This window comes from Burkholderia sp. Ac-20384 (assembly GCF_017104605.1).
Classification (GTDB): domain Bacteria; phylum Pseudomonadota; class Gammaproteobacteria; order Burkholderiales; family Burkholderiaceae; genus Burkholderia; species Burkholderia lata.
Genome location: NZ_JAAGPE010000117.1, coordinates 11,935 through 27,570 on the forward strand (window position 1 = coordinate 11,935; position 15,636 = coordinate 27,570).

The window sequence follows — 15,636 nt, forward strand, 5'->3', positions numbered from 1 at the left end:
TCATCGTTCATCGTTCGCCGCGTGACTGCCCGCGTTCAGGGCAGCTTCGCAATGCGCTCGACGAGCGCTGCGTAGAAACGGTCCGCGTCGACCTCGTTGATCCACGTCGCGTTCGCCGTCCGGCCGCTGCGTCCGTTCCAGTCGACGACGGTCTCGCCGAGCGTCCACTGCCCGGTCGTCTCGACCATCACGTTCACCTTGCGGCCGCCGAACAGCGTCGGATCGACGAGATAGCCGACCGCGGTCGGGTCGTACATCGGTGCGTCTTCAACGCCGCGCCGCTTCTTGTTGTACGCGAGCTCGGCATCCATGATGTCGGCAACGATCGTGCCGCAGCGGTTGCCGAGCGCGCGGAACGGCGCGACGCGCGCCGGCGTGATCGGCGCCTTCACCGCGACATCGCGCGGCAGCACGACGATCGGCACGCCGCTGCCGAATACGACTTCGGCCGCCTGCGGATCGACGTAGATGTTGAACTCCGCGGCCGGCGTGATGTTGCCGCGCTGGAAGAACGCGCCGCCCATCAGCACGATTTCGCGCAGCGCGCCGCGAATCTGCGGCGCTTCGACCAGCGCGGTCGCGATGTTCGTCAGCGGGCCGAGCGCGCACAGCGTCACGCTACCCGGCGCTGCGCGGCTCAGCGTATCGACGAGATACGACACAGCATGGCCGCCGGCAAGCGGCGCGCGCGGCTCGTGCAGCTCGACACCTTCGAGACCGGTCTTGCCGTGTACGTTCGCGGCCGTCACGAGGTCGCGCACGAGCGGACGCGGGCAGCCTGCATAGACGGGCAGCGTCTTCGTGCGGCCGGCCCAGTCGCGGATGATCCGCGCATTGCGTTCGGTCAGGTCGAGCGGCACGTTGCCCGCGACGGCGGTCAGCGCGCGTACGTCGAGCCGGTCCTGCGCGCCCAGCGCGAACAGGATCGCGATGGCGTCGTCCTGCCCCGGGTCGGCATCGATGATCACCGTGCGGCGCGCGGCGTCGCCGCCGGCCGCGAACGCGCCCGTTTCGGGCAGCAACGCGGTGCCGGCCAGCGCGGCGGACAGTTTCAGGAAGGTGCGGCGGGATGCGATCGGATGGGTCATGGTCGGGCGCTCAGAAAACATGCCGGACGCCGACCGTCGCCATCATCTGGCGCGTGCTGGTCGAGCGTGCGTACGCAAAGATCTGCGCATGGTCCGCGTCGCCGGCCGCCTGCTGCGCGATCACCGTCAGCGCGACGTCGGTGCGTTTCGACAGGTAGTAATCGGCCTGCAGGTTCACCTGGTGCCATTTCGGCCGCTTGTCGATCACGTCGTACTTGCCGTTCGTGAACGCATACGCGGCGCCGAGGAAGAGCTGCGGTGTCATCGTGTAGACGACGTTCACGCCGAGGTTCTGCAGGTGCAGGTGCGTATTGTCGAGGTAATCGTAGCGCACGTCGGTAAACATCGCCGCGAACTGCGCGCGGCCGATCGTGTAGAAGCCGCCCGTGCCCGCGATCCGCTGGCGGCTCGCGTAGGCCGCGGGCGACATCGCGCTCTTGCTGAAGATCAGCAGCGGCGACGCATAGTCGTTCGCGATCGCGCCGTCCTGGTTCGTCGCGCTGTACGGATGGTTGTACTGCGCGTAGACCGCGCTCCAGCGCAGCGGCCCCTGCTCGTAGCCGAGCCCGAAGCTGTATGCGCTGTTGTTCGCGAAACCGGTCGCGTTGCTGAAGCCGTACAGCGCGGTGAATTTCAGGCCGTAGTAGACGGGGCTCACGTACTTCACCGAGTTCTGCACGCGGATGTCGTTGTAGCCGTTGTCGTTGTCGCCGATGTTCACGCCGTTGCTCGCGATGATCACCGGCCCGATGTAGTCGTGGATCGCGTCGTACTGGCGGCCGAACGTCAGCGAGCCGTAGGTGCGGTCGGAGAGGCCCACATAGGCCATCCGCCCGAACTCGCGGCCGTTCTGCGCGGCCGTGCCCGTCATCACGTTGAAGCCGTTCTCCAGCTGGAAGATCGCGGACAGCCCCTGCCCGAGATCCTCCTTGCCCTTCAGCCCCCAGCGCGGGTTCTGGTTCGTGCCGGACAGCGCCTGCCAGGCGTTCTTGCCGCCCTGGTTGGTCGCGAACCCGACACCGGCCGAGATGAGACCGTACAGCGTGATGCTGCTTTGCGCACAGGCATGCGTCGCGAAGGCGCCGAGCATCGCGAGCGGGGCGAGCTTGTAGAGAGTTTTCATCGGGTCGTGTGATCGGTGGTGGTCCAGGCGCGGCAGGGTTCCGCGAAACTGGCCTCGACTATACGAACCCGGATCGGATAATAAAAGTTTGCTTTTGTTATGGTTCAATAAAACGGATTTATTCTCATCCGGATCACTCCCGTGCCCGCCGCACCAGCCGTCAGTCCCGTCAGTCCGCCGTGTCGCCGCCCTTCGGCAGCTTCGACCACGCCTTGCGCCCCGGCAACGGCGACCACCCCGGCCGTGTCTTGCGTGCGCTGTCGATCACGACCAGGTAGCGGCCCGCGATCGGCGTGATGTCGCGATCGCGACGCAGCACCCACAGCGACTTGCCGGCCTCGACGCGCGCCTGGTAATCGTCGTCGAGCAGGCCGTGGCGGTCGAAGAACGTGTTCAGCGACGCGGGAATCCGCACGCACCCTTTCGAGTGCCGGATGCCGAGCAGCGATTCGAGGCGGTCAGGGTCGGTCGCATGCATCTGGAAGCGCATCGGCGACACGCCGCCCTTGCCCCACCCGCGCTCGCCGTCTACCCAGCCGAAGTCGTAGATGCGCATGTCGCGGCGGCCGTAGCCGCGAATGCCGTTCTCGTTCGTCGTGCCTTCCGCGCGGAAATCCATGTTGTCCGGCGAGTGGTGGAACACGCCGAGCGGCGTCAGGAAATGGTCGTACTTGCCCGGCAGCCCGGTGCCGACCGGCGATGCGCCGATCATCATCCACGCGTTGGCCGGCGTCGCGCGGAAGTAGATGAACAGCGCCTGCACGGTCGACGCGCGGTCGACCATCGCGATGTATTCGCCGGCAAGATCGCCGAGGTCCGCATCGACGAGCGCCTTCTGGAGCCGCTCGCCGTACGCGCGCTGCTCGCTTGCGGGCACGTTCAGGCGCCGCGTGACTTCCTGCGAGAAGCGCTTGCGCATGTCGACCGCGCGCGCCGTCGCATTTTTCGCCTCTTCGGCCGACAGTGGCGGATGCCGTCGCGGCGGTGTCGGTGCGGGTGCCTCGGCCTCGCTGGCGGGCGTGGCGGACGCGGCGGGCGCGGCAGAGGCGGGTGTGGCGGCGGAAGCAGCGGAAGCGGCAGAGGCCGCCGATGCGGCCGATGCGCCCGACGCCGGCCTAGCAGGCTGCGCAGGATGCGTGTGCGATGCGGCAGGCGCGGGCTGCGCCGCCGAGGCTCCCGGCAACGCATGCGCCGACGAAGCGGCATGCGCACGGGAAGCGGCCGATGCAGGCGACTCGACTGATGAGGATGACGTAGCGACAGGCGACGATGCGTCGGACGCCGCGCAGGCAGGCCGCTCGACAAGCACGGAGATCGGCAGCGCCGCAGCGAGCGAGATACACGCAGCGGCGACACGAGCAAGACAACGCGGCTTCGCACATCGCCGCGTAAAGCTGAAAGGCATCATACGTTCGAAGCCATCGGCCGATCCGGCCGCCGCATGCTGCTGGGCGGGCGGCGCATCTTCCGCGCGAGCCATCGACACGTCCGGCGCATCGTGTGCGCCCGGCGCCGACGCCTCTTCGCGGCGGAGCCGTTCGCTGTTGCAACGCGACCGGTCCGATGGCGGCTAATGAGTCGTCAGGCCCTTCATTTTACGCGTCTGCGCAAGAATCGGCAGGGAGGAACGTCGCGGTTTTGCGCTTCGTCACGCTTTGTTTCAACTCGTTGCCGCCCGCTTTTTCGTTACGTGGCAATCTGGTTCGTTGGGCGTTCGAGATCGATACAGGAAGCGGTGTGTTTCGCCAGGGCATGACTGCGTTTTCAAATCGATTCGTACGCCGGATCATTCCCGAAACACGGTACGCGCCGTACGCACGATGCAATCGCCATCGCATCGCACGCATGCCGCACGAACCGTGCGACACGCGTGCGCAACCACCGGTTACTTCGAGATGGTTTCGAGCGCAATGCCCTTCGTGCGCGGCCCCATGAACCCGATCGCGGCCATCACGATCACCATCGCGCCCGCGATGAACGCGAACACGCCGAAGGTGCCGAAACCCTTCAGCACGGCCGCGATCACGAACGACGAGAAGATCGCCGAGAAGCGGCTCCACGAATAGACGAAGCCGACGGCCCGCGCGCGGATCGACGTCGGGAACAGCTCGGCCTGATACGCGTGGAAGCTGTACGACATGATGTTGCTGGCGAGCGTGAGGCCGATGCCGAGCACGATCAGGAAGGCGCCCACCGTCGTCTGGCTGAACAGCAGCCCGCAGACGACGATCGCCGCCGCCATCGCGACGATCACCGACTTGCGCTCGAAGCGGTCGGCAATCACAAGCCCGATCAGCGGGCCGATCGGCGCGGCGAGCGCGATCACGCTCGAATACATCAGGCTCGACGTGATCGTGATGCCCTGCTTGATCAGCAGCGTCGGCACCCAGTTCGCGAAGCCGTAGAAGCCGACCGTCTGGAACACGTTGAAGATGGTCATCATGATCGTGCGGCTGCGATACGGCGGCACCCACATGTCGCGGAAGCTGCCGCGCGGCGGCACGGGCTCGGCGGGCGCGGGCGGCGGCAGCGGGCGGCCATATTCGGCTTCGACCTTCGCCTCGAGCGCGCGCATGATGCGATCGGCTTCGTCGACCCGGCCCTGCTGCGCAAGCCAGCGCGGGCTTTCCGGCAGTTCGCGGCGAATCCACCACACGAACAGCGCGCCATGTGCGCCGATCAGCACGACCCAGCGCCAGCCATCGAGGCCGAACGGTGCGTGCGGCACGAGCAGGTACGCGAGGAACGCGACCACCGGCACCGCGACGAACCCGACCGCCTGCTCGCACGCAAATGCGCGGCCGCGAATCTGCTTCGGGACAAGTTCGGAGATGTACGTACCGATCGTCACCATCTCGACACCGAGGCCGAGACCGACGACGAAGCGCCAGAAGTTCAGCCCGGCGGCGGTGTCCTGGAATGCCATCACGACGTTGGCGGCCGTGTACCAGAGCAGCGACCACGTGAAGATCGCGCGGCGGCCGAAGCGGTCGGCGAGGAAGCCGCACGCGATCGTGCCGATGAAGAGCCCGGAGAACAGTGCGGCGATGAAGCTCGCGACGCCCGTGGTGCCGAACAGGCCGTGTGTCGTCGCGGAGAGAATCCCGCTTTTCACGAGGCCGGGGGCGACGTAGCCGCTATAGAGCAGGTCGTAGAGCTCGAAGAAGAAGCCGAGGCTCAGCAGGACGACGAGCTTCCAGACGGTGCGGGTGGGCGGCAGGCGGTCGAGGCGGGCCGAGATGGAGCCGGGGTCGATCGCCGCGGGGCGCGCGGCGCCCGCTGCGGCGAGCGGGTCGGGCTGGGTGGATGCCATGGTGGCAAGTCTCCGGATTCTTGATTGTCCTGGCGCGACCAACGGGGCGTTGGCAAGCGGCTTCGCGCATTTTAGCGAGGCGAGCGGCAGAACACATCTGTTGACTGACGCGCGATCGCGCGCCGCCGATCCCCGAGACAGACCAGCGAGTTGTCGCTCAGGCACCGAAGGTCGGTCCGGCATCAACCGCCCGCCGGAATACCCGTGGTAAACCTGACGCCTTTCTTCGCGACGCGCAGGACAGCATCAGCCAGTTGATCCCCGACGACGATGTAGGTCGGGGAATCGAATTGCCGGCCTATGCCGTTAGCCGGGAATGCGGGGCGCAACACCATCTTTTGGAAGCCAACCTTCGCGTCAGGAAACCCGTGGATTTTCACGACGATCGGCTCGGACGCGTCGGGATCGACCGCATCGACTGTCGTCAGCGGGTTGAGAAGAAAGTACGGCGCATCAATCGTGCCTCTGCTCGATCCGATAACAGCCGGGATGAACTGAACGTCCTCGTCGTTCGCCACCTTCTCGATCGCAGCACGCACCGCTTCGTTGACGAGTGGAATCAGGATGTCTGACCAGATAACGTCGTAATCCCGGATCCTTGGCAGCGCGCTGCCGGAAAGCTCGAACGACAATGGGGCTGGCCGCGCGACGCGCTTTCCCGCCTGCAACTCGAAACGATCCACGCCGTTTATCGCCTCGTCGTAGCGTGCCATCCGGCTTTCCGGATAGTCCGCCTCCGTGGTCCAGATTTTCGTCATGTTTCACCGTATCCGGTTCATGTGGATCGATCCGATGCATGCGTCGACCGAGCATCCGTGCTCGCTGTTCTCCGGCAAAGCAAAATATTTCATGCAGGAACCCCGATTCAGTCGAAGCCGATGGCAGGCATGTTCAACTCCACCGGCGACAGGATGAACGACGTGCCATCCGCGTCCTGCTTGACGTGCCAGAGAGCCAGACCATGCGTCCACAATTTGCCGGCGGTCGTCAGGTACTCGTCCGCTCTGTTCGCAAGCATCCCGCCCAATACAAACGGAGGAAGCCACATCAGCTCGATACGGCCATCTCCCCTCCAGCCGGCCTGAAAGAACCGCTCGCCTGCCAGCTTTTCGTACGGCGCCCAATCGCTCAGGAATTCACTGGCGGGACGGCAGAAATTCAGGTTATCCACCCACTCGTACGCATAGCAAAAGAAGTTGCCCAGTTCGTCCGGGGCATACGGAATGACATCGCTTTTATTGATGGAATATCCCATGCGTCACGGCCTCAACCTGATTCGTTTCTCGAAGCGAATGCGTTTTGACTCATTCATATTGCGTCAACTCCAGCCGGATCGACGCCAGCAGATCCTGCGGCAATAGGAGATGCCCGTTGTCCGCTGACGCAGGAAAAACCGCGCATAGCCTTTGATCCTTCTCCATCCCGGGCAACCAGCGCGTCAGGAACACGTCGAGCGGAATCGCTTTCGCATGAAAGCCCGTCCACGCGTCATCCGCACATAGTGACGCGAAGTCCTGCTCGGGCCAAAACGGAATCGCCATGCGGCCGTCTGCGGTCGCAGTCGCCCACCCCGTGTCGAACAGGCCCCAGACAACTTCCGAGTCGGCAATCTTGCGAATGAAATAATCGAGCCGCGCCTGAGTGCCGAGTCGCAGAACGCGCTCGATCTTCTGTGGACGAAGCGCCATCAATCGCCTCCGCCTCGACGTCGGGTCTGATGGACATCGGCCGCAAGCTTGCCCGGGTGCGGAATCGCGTTGATCACCGGCACCGGCAAGCCGACGTTCGCGTCACCGCACGCACTGAGACCTTCGCCGCACGGCGCGATATCGCCCCACGGCGTTGTCGACTCATCCGCCGCGCTCGAAGGAAGTGTTTGATCTGCCACGCTCTCAGGATTCTTTTCGTTGTTCGTTTTCCGACGCTCGGCGCTGTGCCGCGTCTCTTGTCCCGGACGACCTGCCGGCGACCCGGGGGATTGTACGACGACCGAACGGCCGGAAAATGTCCGGCCACCCGCCCCCCATTAACGGGCCAACGACTCGTGCCCCGTTTGTCCGGTTCGCCGGCGCGCCGACTTTATGTAAATGTCGTAACCGTCTGTCCCGCCACCTGCCCTCGTCGACCATCGAAAACGCGCCCGTTTCGGCTCGATTCGATCGACACACGCACCGTAAAACGGGGCAAACAGGACATCCCGCCGTGCGCCGCACCTCCAGCCGCCGGAGCATCACATATGAACATTCGGAAGTCGTCCATCCTCACACCCCGGTAACATGCTACCGGGCCAACCACCGGCTTCCGGGCGCCTTTCGGCGACCTGAATTGTCGGCAAATCGTAAGCATTCCATGTTCATACAACGACTATCCACCTACGTGCGCCGGATCGCACTGATCGCGCTGCTGCAGTTCGCGGCGATCGCGACCGCGTCCGCGTTTCCGGCGGCCGCCTCGGCCCCGAACGCGAGCGGCGTCGGCGCGCCCGTCCCTTCCATCTCGCTGAACGACGCCGTCGCGCAGCTCAAGCAGATGCAGGCCGAACTGGACCGCATCAAGCAGCAAACCTCGACCGCGTCCAACAGCAAGGAGCTGGACGGGCTCAGCGACTCGACACAGGAACTGAGCACCGATGTCGAGAAGCTGCAGGGCGATCTCGTTCCGCAGCGTACGCAGATCCAGGGGCAACTCGACGTGCTCGGCCCCCCGCCTGCCGAAGGCGCCGCGCCGGAAACGCCGGCCGTCGCGAAGCAACGGGCCACGCTGAACGCACGCAAGACCCAGCTCGATGCCGCACTGAAGCAGGCCGCCGACCAGAAGACCAGCCTCACGAACCTGAACGAGCAGTTCGCGAAGCTGCATCGCGGCCTGCTGAAGAACCAGCTCGCGTTCCGTTCGGGCGGCATTTTCAGCGCGCAGTTCTGGCTGCCGCTGTTCCATCTTTCGCCGGACGACGCCCAGCGGCTCGGGGACTTCGACGAAGAAATGCTCGACATGCTGCGCTCGTCGTGGGTGCCCGGACAAAAGACGATCACCGTGCTGCTGCTGGTTGCCGCATTCGCGGCATGGATGGGCGGCCGCCGGCTCATCGAGCGCGGGCTCGCGTGGCTCTGCGTGAACCGCCTGCCGGCCACCCGTTTGCGCCGCAGCGCGCTGGCGTTGTCGACCGCGCTGTCGACGCTGCTGGCAACCGCCATTGCCGTGCAGATCCTGTACCTCGCCGTCGCGCGCCATTACGACCTCACGCCGGCGCTGAACGACCTGTGGGACCAGTTCGCGAAGCTTGCCGCAACCTGCGCACTGATCGCCGGCCTCGGCCGTGCGCTGCTCTGCACGAAGCATCCGTCGTGGCGCCTGCCCGCGCTCGCCGATCCCGTCGCGCTCGCGATGAAGCCGTTCCCCGGCATCCTGGCCGCGCTGCTGCTGGTGTCCGGCACGCTCGAATCGATCAACCGGATCGTCGACACCAGCCTGTCGGTCACGCTGTTCGGCCGCGGGATCGTGTCGCTCGTCGTCGCGGTGACGGTCGGTGCATCGCTGCTGCGCTCGAACCGCGCACGCAGCGCGCTTGCGGCCGCCGGCGAGGCGCCCGAGCAGCGTTCGACGCTCGCCGGGCTGATCCATGCGGCCGTCACGCTGGCCATCGTCGCGGCCCTGATCGCGCTCCTGATCGGCTACATCACGGTCGCGCGCTTCATCACCTACGAACTCGTGTGGTTCGAGATCGTGCTGGGCGCCACCTACATCCTGATCCAGTTGACGCGCGACGCGAGCGACAGCCTGTTCTCGTCGAGCCTGACGACGGGCCAGCAGATCAAGCACCTGTTCGCGCTCGAGGATCGTCACCTCGACCAGGCTCGCACGGTCCTGTCCGGTTTCGGCACGAGCCTGCTGATGCTGATCGCGGCCATCGCGCTGCTGACGGGCGGCTTCGGCACGACGCCGGGCGACCTGATGGACAGTGCCGTCGCGATGATCGGCAGCCAGCGGCTGCAGAGCCTGAACATCATGCCCGACCGGATCATGAACGCCGTGATCGGGTTCGCGATCGGCTTCTACCTGCTGCGCTCGCTGCGCCGCTGGCTCGACAGTGAGTTCATGCCCGCGCTCGGCATGGATACGGGGATGCGCGTGTCGCTGATCACGCTGTTCACCAACGTCGGCTACGTGCTGCTCGTGCTGATGACGCTGGGGCTGCTCGGCGTCCGGTGGAACAACCTCGCGTGGATCGTCAGTGCGCTGTCGGTGGGTATCGGTTTCGGCCTGCAGGAGATCGTGAAGAACTTCGTGTCGGGGCTGATCCTGCTGACCGAGCGCCCGGTGAAGGTCGGCGACATGATCAGCATCGCGGGCGTCGAAGGCGACATCCGCCGCATCAACGTGCGCGCGACCGAGATCCAGCTCAGCGACCGCTCGACCGTGATCGTGCCGAACTCGCAACTGATCTCGCAGAACCTGCGCAACGTGACGATGGGCAACAGCACGCAGGGCGTCGCGACGCTGGTGCTGACGTTCCCGCTGAACACCGATCCCGAGCAGGTGCGCGACCTGCTGCTTGAAGCGTATCGCTCGCATGAGGCGATTCTCGAGAAGCCGGCGCCGTCGGTGACGTTCAGCCAGCTGACGCCGGACGGCATCACGCTGAGCGTGACGGGTTACGTGTCGAGCCCGCGGATCGCCGGTTCGACGAAGAGCGATCTGCTGTTCGAGATCCTGAAGCAGTTGCGCGCGGCGGGGATCACGCTGTCGAGCCCGCAGATGCTGGTTGTGCAGAACATGCCGGCGGTGGAGCAGTGATGCACGTTCCGCGCCGCGCGCATTCACGCTAGGCGAGCTGTCCGCGGGCGATGCGAAGGTTCGCGATATCGTCCCGCTCGCCTGCGGTTGGTTTGCCGGTATTCGGCCGGATGCCGATCAACCCGACACCTTCGTCAATGGCGGCAACGGAATCCCGCCCTGCTCTAGGACGGCGATCGTTTTGCGAAGGAAAGCCAGAGGCTGATCGGTTCTCGCGCCGTACAAATCGACGATCCCGACCTCGACGACGGCTTCAACCAACGTCATGAATCTTTGCAACTCACCATTCGGCAGTGCCGATTCGACTCCTGCCGGAACAGGATCGCCTCTGCCGTTGAGTTCGAGCAATGCCCCTTTACGCTCCCACTCGGGCAGGCTTCCGGCGACAGCGATGGAATCGAGATGCGCGAGAAGCGCATCGATGGCAGCGTGCGAATATCCGTTTGCGTCGCAATAGCGACGCAAACACGAAGACGCATAGACCTGCATGCCGACCGGCGGCAACCTCGCCAGTCTCTCGAGAAGCTCTTGTCTGTTCACGATCTCGGTACCGTCAATTGGGGCGGCTGATCCGTTCGCCGGAGAAAGCGTCTGTCGACATGTCGCCCGCGCGCGTTCCCGGCCTGTCGTCGATCAATCATCCGCGCCAATCGCTCTGATCGACGCCCACGCGCACGATACCGCATTGCGCCGCCCCAAACATGAAGGGCCGGCACCGCAACGCGGCAGCCGGCCCTTTCTACTCACACGCAGCGCCCTCCCGGGCGCCCCGCATCAAACGTCGAACTTCACGCCCTGCGCCAGCGGCAGCTGACGGCTGTAGTTGATCGTGTTCGTCGCGCGGCGCATGTAAGCCTTCCACGCATCCGAACCCGACTCGCGGCCGCCGCCCGTTTCCTTCTCGCCGCCGAACGCGCCGCCGATCTCCGCGCCGCTCGTGCCGATGTTCACGTTGACGATCCCGCAGTCGCTGCCCGCTGCCGACATGAACTGCTCGGCCTCGCGCATGTCGTTCGTGAAGATCGCCGACGACAGGCCTTGCGGCACCGCGTTGTGCAGTTCGATCGCGTCGTCGAAGTTGTCGTAGACCATCACGTACAGGATCGGTGCGAACGTTTCGCGCTCGACCACCGCCGATTGCTTCGGCATCCGTACGAGGGCCGGACGCACGTAGTACGCATCCGCGTGACCGACGTCGACGCGCTCGCCGCCCTTCACGTCGCCGCCCTGCTCGCGTGCATCGCCCAGCGCCTTCTGCATCGCGTCGAACGACGCGCGATCGACCAGCGGGCCGACCAGCGTGCCTTCTTCAAGCGGGTTGCCGACCTTCACCGACGTATAGGCCTTCTCGATGCGCGGCAGCAGCTGTTCGACCAGGCTGCGATGCACGATCAGGCGGCGCAGCGTCGTGCAGCGCTGGCCGGCCGTGCCGACCGCCGCGAACGTGACCGCACGCACCACGAGGTCCAGATCGGCGCTCGGCGCGACGATCATCCCGTTGTTGCCGCCGAGTTCGAGGATGCCGCGCGCGAGACGCTGGCTCAGCACCTTCGCGACTTCCTGGCCCATCCGCACGCTGCCCGTCGCGCTGACCACCGGCACCTTCTTCGATGCCGTCAGCACCTCGCCGACATCGCGCATGCCAAGCACCAGCTGGCTCAGTTCCGCCGGCGCGACGCCCGGGTGGGTCTTCTCGAATTCGCGGATCGCCTTCTGCAGCAGCACGTGGCACGCGATCGCGGTGAGCGGCGTCTTTTCGGACGGCTTCCACACGACCGAATCGCCGCACACGAATGCGAGCGCCGCGTTCCATGCCCACACGGCGACCGGGAAGTTGAACGCCGAGATCACGCCGCACACGCCGATCGGGTGCCACGTTTCCATCATCCGGTGGCCCGGGCGCTCGGAGGCGATCGTCAGGCCGTAAAGCTGGCGCGACAGACCGACCGCGAAATCGCAGATGTCGATCATTTCCTGCACTTCGCCGAGGCCTTCCGACGTGATCTTGCCGGCTTCGAGCGTGACGAGGGCGCCGAGCTCGGCCTTGTGCTCACGCAGCACGTTGCCGAACACGCGCACGAGTTCGCCGCGCACCGGCGCCGGCACCGTGCGCCACTTGAGGAATGCGTCGTGCGCGGCGTCGATCTTGCGCTCGGCGTCGGCGGGTGTGTCGACGGCCAGCGTCGCGAGCGTCGCGCCGTCGAGCGGCGAACGCGCGGTCAGCGCATTGCCTTTCCACTGGGCGAGATCGATATCGAGCGCGGCAAGAATGTCGTTGAATTGCATCACTTCCTCTTCAGGGACAGATTGATCGGTGCGGCGGCAGCGCCGCCCGCGTGATTCGATTGGAGCGCGTTCGCGCGCCCTGTGCAAGCGGATGCGCCGCGCGGCAGGCCCGGTGCGCCGTTCGGCGCATCGCGCTGCGCCGCCGCCGGAAGCCCGCCGGACGGCGCGCTCCGGCCTCGCAGGGCACGATCCATGAAACACATTGTCGGTGGCCACAAGTCGGGCCGCTATTGATATTAACTCACGACTTCATTCCGAAAACGCAACACCCCCGCGGGATGAAACCGTGCGTTTCTTCGTCGATATCGGACATACCCAAGGCCCGTGACCGGGCCGTCCGAGATGCCGTGATGGGGCACAAGTTGATGACAAAGCCGCATCACCCTGTTCTGAAATATCGTTTGCCGCCCGTGCACCGGGCACACACAATCGTTGCGACGTCGAGGTGCAACGCACCCGGCGCGCCGCCGGCCGCCATCACGGCTGCCGGACGACAGACGAAGGCGACACGCATCGCGGCCCGGCTCATCCGGCCCGTTCCAGCACCGCATCACCGCTGCCCGGCCCGCCCCGGCCCGCGGCCGGCAACGCGTCGCGCTTCGTCACCGAAAAAACAATCCCGGAGACAGCGCCCAGCGCCCGCCATGCATTCAGATGCCCGCCCCGATTCACCCCGCCCGTCCGGCTCGCCGCCCGCGAAGCCGACCCTTCACCGTGCACTGCAGGCACGCCATCTGCGAATGATCGCGATCGGCGGTTCGATCGGCACGGGCCTGTTCGTCGCGTCCGGTGCGTCGATCTCGCAGGCCGGCCCCGGCGGCGCAATGCTCGCGTACATGGTGATCGGCCTGATGGTCTATTTCCTGATGACGAGCCTGGGCGAAATGGCCGCGTTCATGCCGGTGTCGGGTTCGTTCGCGACCTACGGCGCGAAGTTCGTCGACGAAGGCTTCGGCTTCGCGCTCGGCTGGAACTACTGGTACAGCTGGGCCGTGACATTGGCTGTGGAGCTCGTCGCCGGGCAGCTCGTGATGAACTACTGGTTCCCGCATGTGCCCGGCGTCTGGTGGAGCGCGCTGTTCCTCACGCTGATCTTCGCGCTCAACGCGCTGTCGGTACGCGGCTTTGGCGAAGCCGAATACTGGTTCGCGCTGATCAAGGTGCTGACGGTGCTCGCGTTCGTCGGCGTCGGCCTGCTGATGATCTTCGGGATCATGCAGGGCGGCCCGAGCGCGGGCTGGGGCAACTTCACGATCGGCGACGCGCCGTTCGCCGGCGGCTGGGCGACGATGCTCGGCGTCGCGATGATCGCGGGCTTCTCGTTCCAGGGCACCGAAATGATCGGTGTCGCGGCCGGCGAATCGGAAAACCCGCGCACGACGATCCCGCGCGCGGTGAGCCAGGTCTTCTGGCGCATCCTGCTGTTCTACGTGTTCGCGATCTTCGTGATCGGCGTGCTGATTCCCTATACCGACCCGAGCCTGCTGAAGAGCGACGTGACCGACATCGGCGTGAGCCCGTTCACGCTCGTGTTCCGCCACGCGGGCCTCGCGTTCGCGGCCGGCGTGATGAACGCGGTGATCCTGACGGCCGTGCTGTCGGCCGGCAACTCGGGCATGTACGCGTCGACGCGGATGCTCTACAACCTCGCGGTCGAAGGCCGTGCGCCGAAGATCTTCGCGAAGCTGTCGCGCGGCGGCGTGCCGCGCAACGCGCTGTATGCGACGACGGCCGTCGGCGCGCTATGTTTCCTCACGTCGCTGTACGGCGACAAGACCGTGTACCTGTGGCTGCTGAACACGTCGGGCATGGCCGGCTTCATCACGTGGCTCGGCATCGCGGTCAGCCACTACCGCTTCCGCAAGGGCTTCCTGAAGCAGGGCTACCGGCTCGACCAGCTGCCGTACCGGTCGAAGTGGTTCCCGTTCGGCCCGCTGTTCGCGTTCGCGCTGTGCGCGGTCGTCGCGCTCGGCCAGGATTACCAGGCGTTCTTCTCCGACAAGATCGACTGGGTCGCCGTCGCCGCGACCTACATCGGCCTGCCGTTCTTCCTCGCGATCTGGCTCGGCTACGCACTCGTGCGCAAATGCCGCCTCGTGCGCTACGAAGACATGGAGATCGCGCCGTGGATCGAACGCAACGCGACGCCCGAACCCGCCCCGCAGGCCGAAACCGGCTACGCAGGCTACGTCGCCCGCCCGGCCAACCCGACGCCGGGCGCCTGATCGCGCGGATCGGCCCGCCTCGCACCGGCCGCCACGGGAGCGCGGCGGCCGGTGCCCAGACAACCCCATTCGACGCGGCGCGCACGTTCAGGCAAGATCGACGCGCGCCGTCTGTTTTTCCGCCGTTACGAGTCAACGAAATCGCATGCAGAACTTCTACGAAGCCACCGTTACCCGCCAGCCCTACCCGCAACTGACCGGCACGATCGACACGCAGGTCTGCATCGTCGGTGGCGGCCTCGCCGGCCTGTGCACGGCGCTCGGCCTCGTCGAGCGCGGCGTGCATGACGTCGTCGTGCTCGACAGCGAACGCGTCGGCTTCGGCGCATCGGGCCGCAACGGCGGCTTCGTCTTCGGCGGCTACAGCCTCGACAACGCCGACCTGCTGCGCACGCTCGGCCGCGACGAAGGCCGCCGGCTGTACCGGCTCACCGTCGATGCCGTCGACCTGATCCGCTCACGGATCGCGCGCTACGGCATCGACTGCGACATCGTCGACCAGGGCGTGATGCTCGCGAACTGGTTCGACGATCCGTCCCGGCTCGACAGCGTGCGCACGCTGATGAAGGACGAACTCGGCGTCGAATGGGAACCCGTTTCCACGGACGCGCTGCGCAAGCGGCTGAAGACGCAGCGTTACTACGGCGGCCTGTTCGAGCCGAACGCCTTCCACTTCCATCCGCTCAAGTACGTGCTCGGCGTCGCGGCGGCCGCCTCGCGCGGCGGCGCACGCGTGTACGAACGCTCGGCCGCGCTCGGCATCGCCCGCGAAGGCGCCGGGTACGTCGTGCGCACGGCGCAGGGCAC

The 15,636-nt window shown here is 66.0% G+C and carries 13 protein-coding genes; 4 read left to right on the forward strand and 9 right to left on the reverse strand.

What is annotated here, in order from left to right; translation table 11 throughout:
* Positions 1 to 35: 35 nt before the first annotated feature.
* The 3 genes from G3O00_RS21630 to G3O00_RS43445 all read right to left on the reverse strand — a co-directional run bounded on the left by G3O00_RS21630 (position 36) and on the right by G3O00_RS43445 (position 3,130).
* Positions 36 to 1,088, reverse strand: coding sequence for a nucleoside hydrolase (locus G3O00_RS21630; RefSeq protein WP_206144273.1), 1,053 nt, complete (start codon positions 1,086 to 1,088; stop codon positions 36 to 38).
* 10 nt (positions 1,089 to 1,098) lie between these two features.
* Positions 1,099 to 2,211, reverse strand: a complete 1,113-nt coding sequence (locus G3O00_RS21635; RefSeq protein ID WP_011353998.1) for a porin — start codon at positions 2,209 to 2,211, stop codon at positions 1,099 to 1,101.
* Positions 2,212 to 2,380: 169 nt separating this feature from the next.
* A complete protein-coding gene (locus tag G3O00_RS43445) occupies positions 2,381 to 3,130 on the reverse strand; it encodes a hypothetical protein (RefSeq protein WP_241025275.1) in 750 nt (249 codons plus the stop codon).
* On the opposite strand from G3O00_RS43445, the gene G3O00_RS43450 reads away from it, so the two are divergent.
* Positions 3,129 to 3,785, forward strand: a complete 657-nt coding sequence (locus G3O00_RS43450; protein ID WP_241025276.1) for a hypothetical protein — start codon at positions 3,129 to 3,131, stop codon at positions 3,783 to 3,785. The genes G3O00_RS43445 and G3O00_RS43450 overlap by 2 nt on opposite strands.
* Positions 3,786 to 4,096: 311 nt before the next feature.
* On the opposite strand, the gene G3O00_RS21645 is transcribed toward G3O00_RS43450, so the two are convergent.
* The 4 genes from G3O00_RS21645 to G3O00_RS21660 all read right to left on the reverse strand — a co-directional run bounded on the left by G3O00_RS21645 (position 4,097) and on the right by G3O00_RS21660 (position 7,212).
* Complete coding sequence (locus G3O00_RS21645; protein WP_206144275.1) at positions 4,097 to 5,524, reverse strand: MFS transporter; 1,428 nt, start codon at positions 5,522 to 5,524, stop codon at positions 4,097 to 4,099.
* Positions 5,525 to 5,706: 182 nt separating this feature from the next.
* The gene (locus G3O00_RS21650; RefSeq protein WP_206144276.1) at positions 5,707 to 6,282 is read right to left on the reverse strand and encodes a DUF1629 domain-containing protein; all 576 of its coding nucleotides are present in this window, start codon (positions 6,280 to 6,282) and stop codon (positions 5,707 to 5,709) included.
* Positions 6,283 to 6,389: 107 nt separating this feature from the next.
* Entirely contained in the window at positions 6,390 to 6,779 is a 390-nt protein-coding gene (locus G3O00_RS21655) for a hypothetical protein (RefSeq protein WP_206144277.1), read from the reverse strand.
* Between the two features lie 49 nt (positions 6,780 to 6,828).
* Positions 6,829 to 7,212, reverse strand: a complete 384-nt coding sequence (locus G3O00_RS21660; protein WP_206144278.1) for a DUF2750 domain-containing protein — start codon at positions 7,210 to 7,212, stop codon at positions 6,829 to 6,831.
* Between the two features lie 661 nt (positions 7,213 to 7,873).
* Between G3O00_RS21660 and G3O00_RS21665 the strand changes: the two genes are divergently transcribed.
* On the forward strand, positions 7,874 to 10,318 hold the full coding sequence (locus G3O00_RS21665; RefSeq protein ID WP_206144279.1) for a DUF3772 domain-containing protein: 2,445 nt from the start codon (positions 7,874 to 7,876) through the stop codon (positions 10,316 to 10,318).
* 117 nt (positions 10,319 to 10,435) lie between these two features.
* On the opposite strand, the gene G3O00_RS21670 is transcribed toward G3O00_RS21665, so the two are convergent.
* The gene (locus G3O00_RS21670; protein ID WP_206144280.1) at positions 10,436 to 10,858 is read right to left on the reverse strand and encodes a hypothetical protein; all 423 of its coding nucleotides are present in this window, start codon (positions 10,856 to 10,858) and stop codon (positions 10,436 to 10,438) included.
* A 234-nt stretch (positions 10,859 to 11,092) separates the two neighbouring features.
* The gene (locus tag G3O00_RS21675; RefSeq protein WP_206144281.1) at positions 11,093 to 12,604 is read right to left on the reverse strand and encodes an aldehyde dehydrogenase family protein; all 1,512 of its coding nucleotides are present in this window, start codon (positions 12,602 to 12,604) and stop codon (positions 11,093 to 11,095) included.
* A gap of 644 nt (positions 12,605 to 13,248) precedes the next feature.
* Here G3O00_RS21675 and G3O00_RS21680 point away from each other — a divergent pair.
* Together G3O00_RS21680 and G3O00_RS21685 are read left to right on the forward strand one after the other, a co-directional pair.
* Positions 13,249 to 14,829 carry an amino acid permease gene (locus G3O00_RS21680; protein WP_206144282.1) on the forward strand — a complete coding sequence of 527 codons (1,581 nt, stop codon included), beginning with the start codon at positions 13,249 to 13,251 and terminating at the stop codon, positions 14,827 to 14,829.
* A gap of 145 nt (positions 14,830 to 14,974) precedes the next feature.
* On the forward strand, positions 14,975 to 15,636 hold a 662-nt coding region (locus G3O00_RS21685), incomplete at its 3' end, for an FAD-dependent oxidoreductase (RefSeq protein ID WP_206144283.1).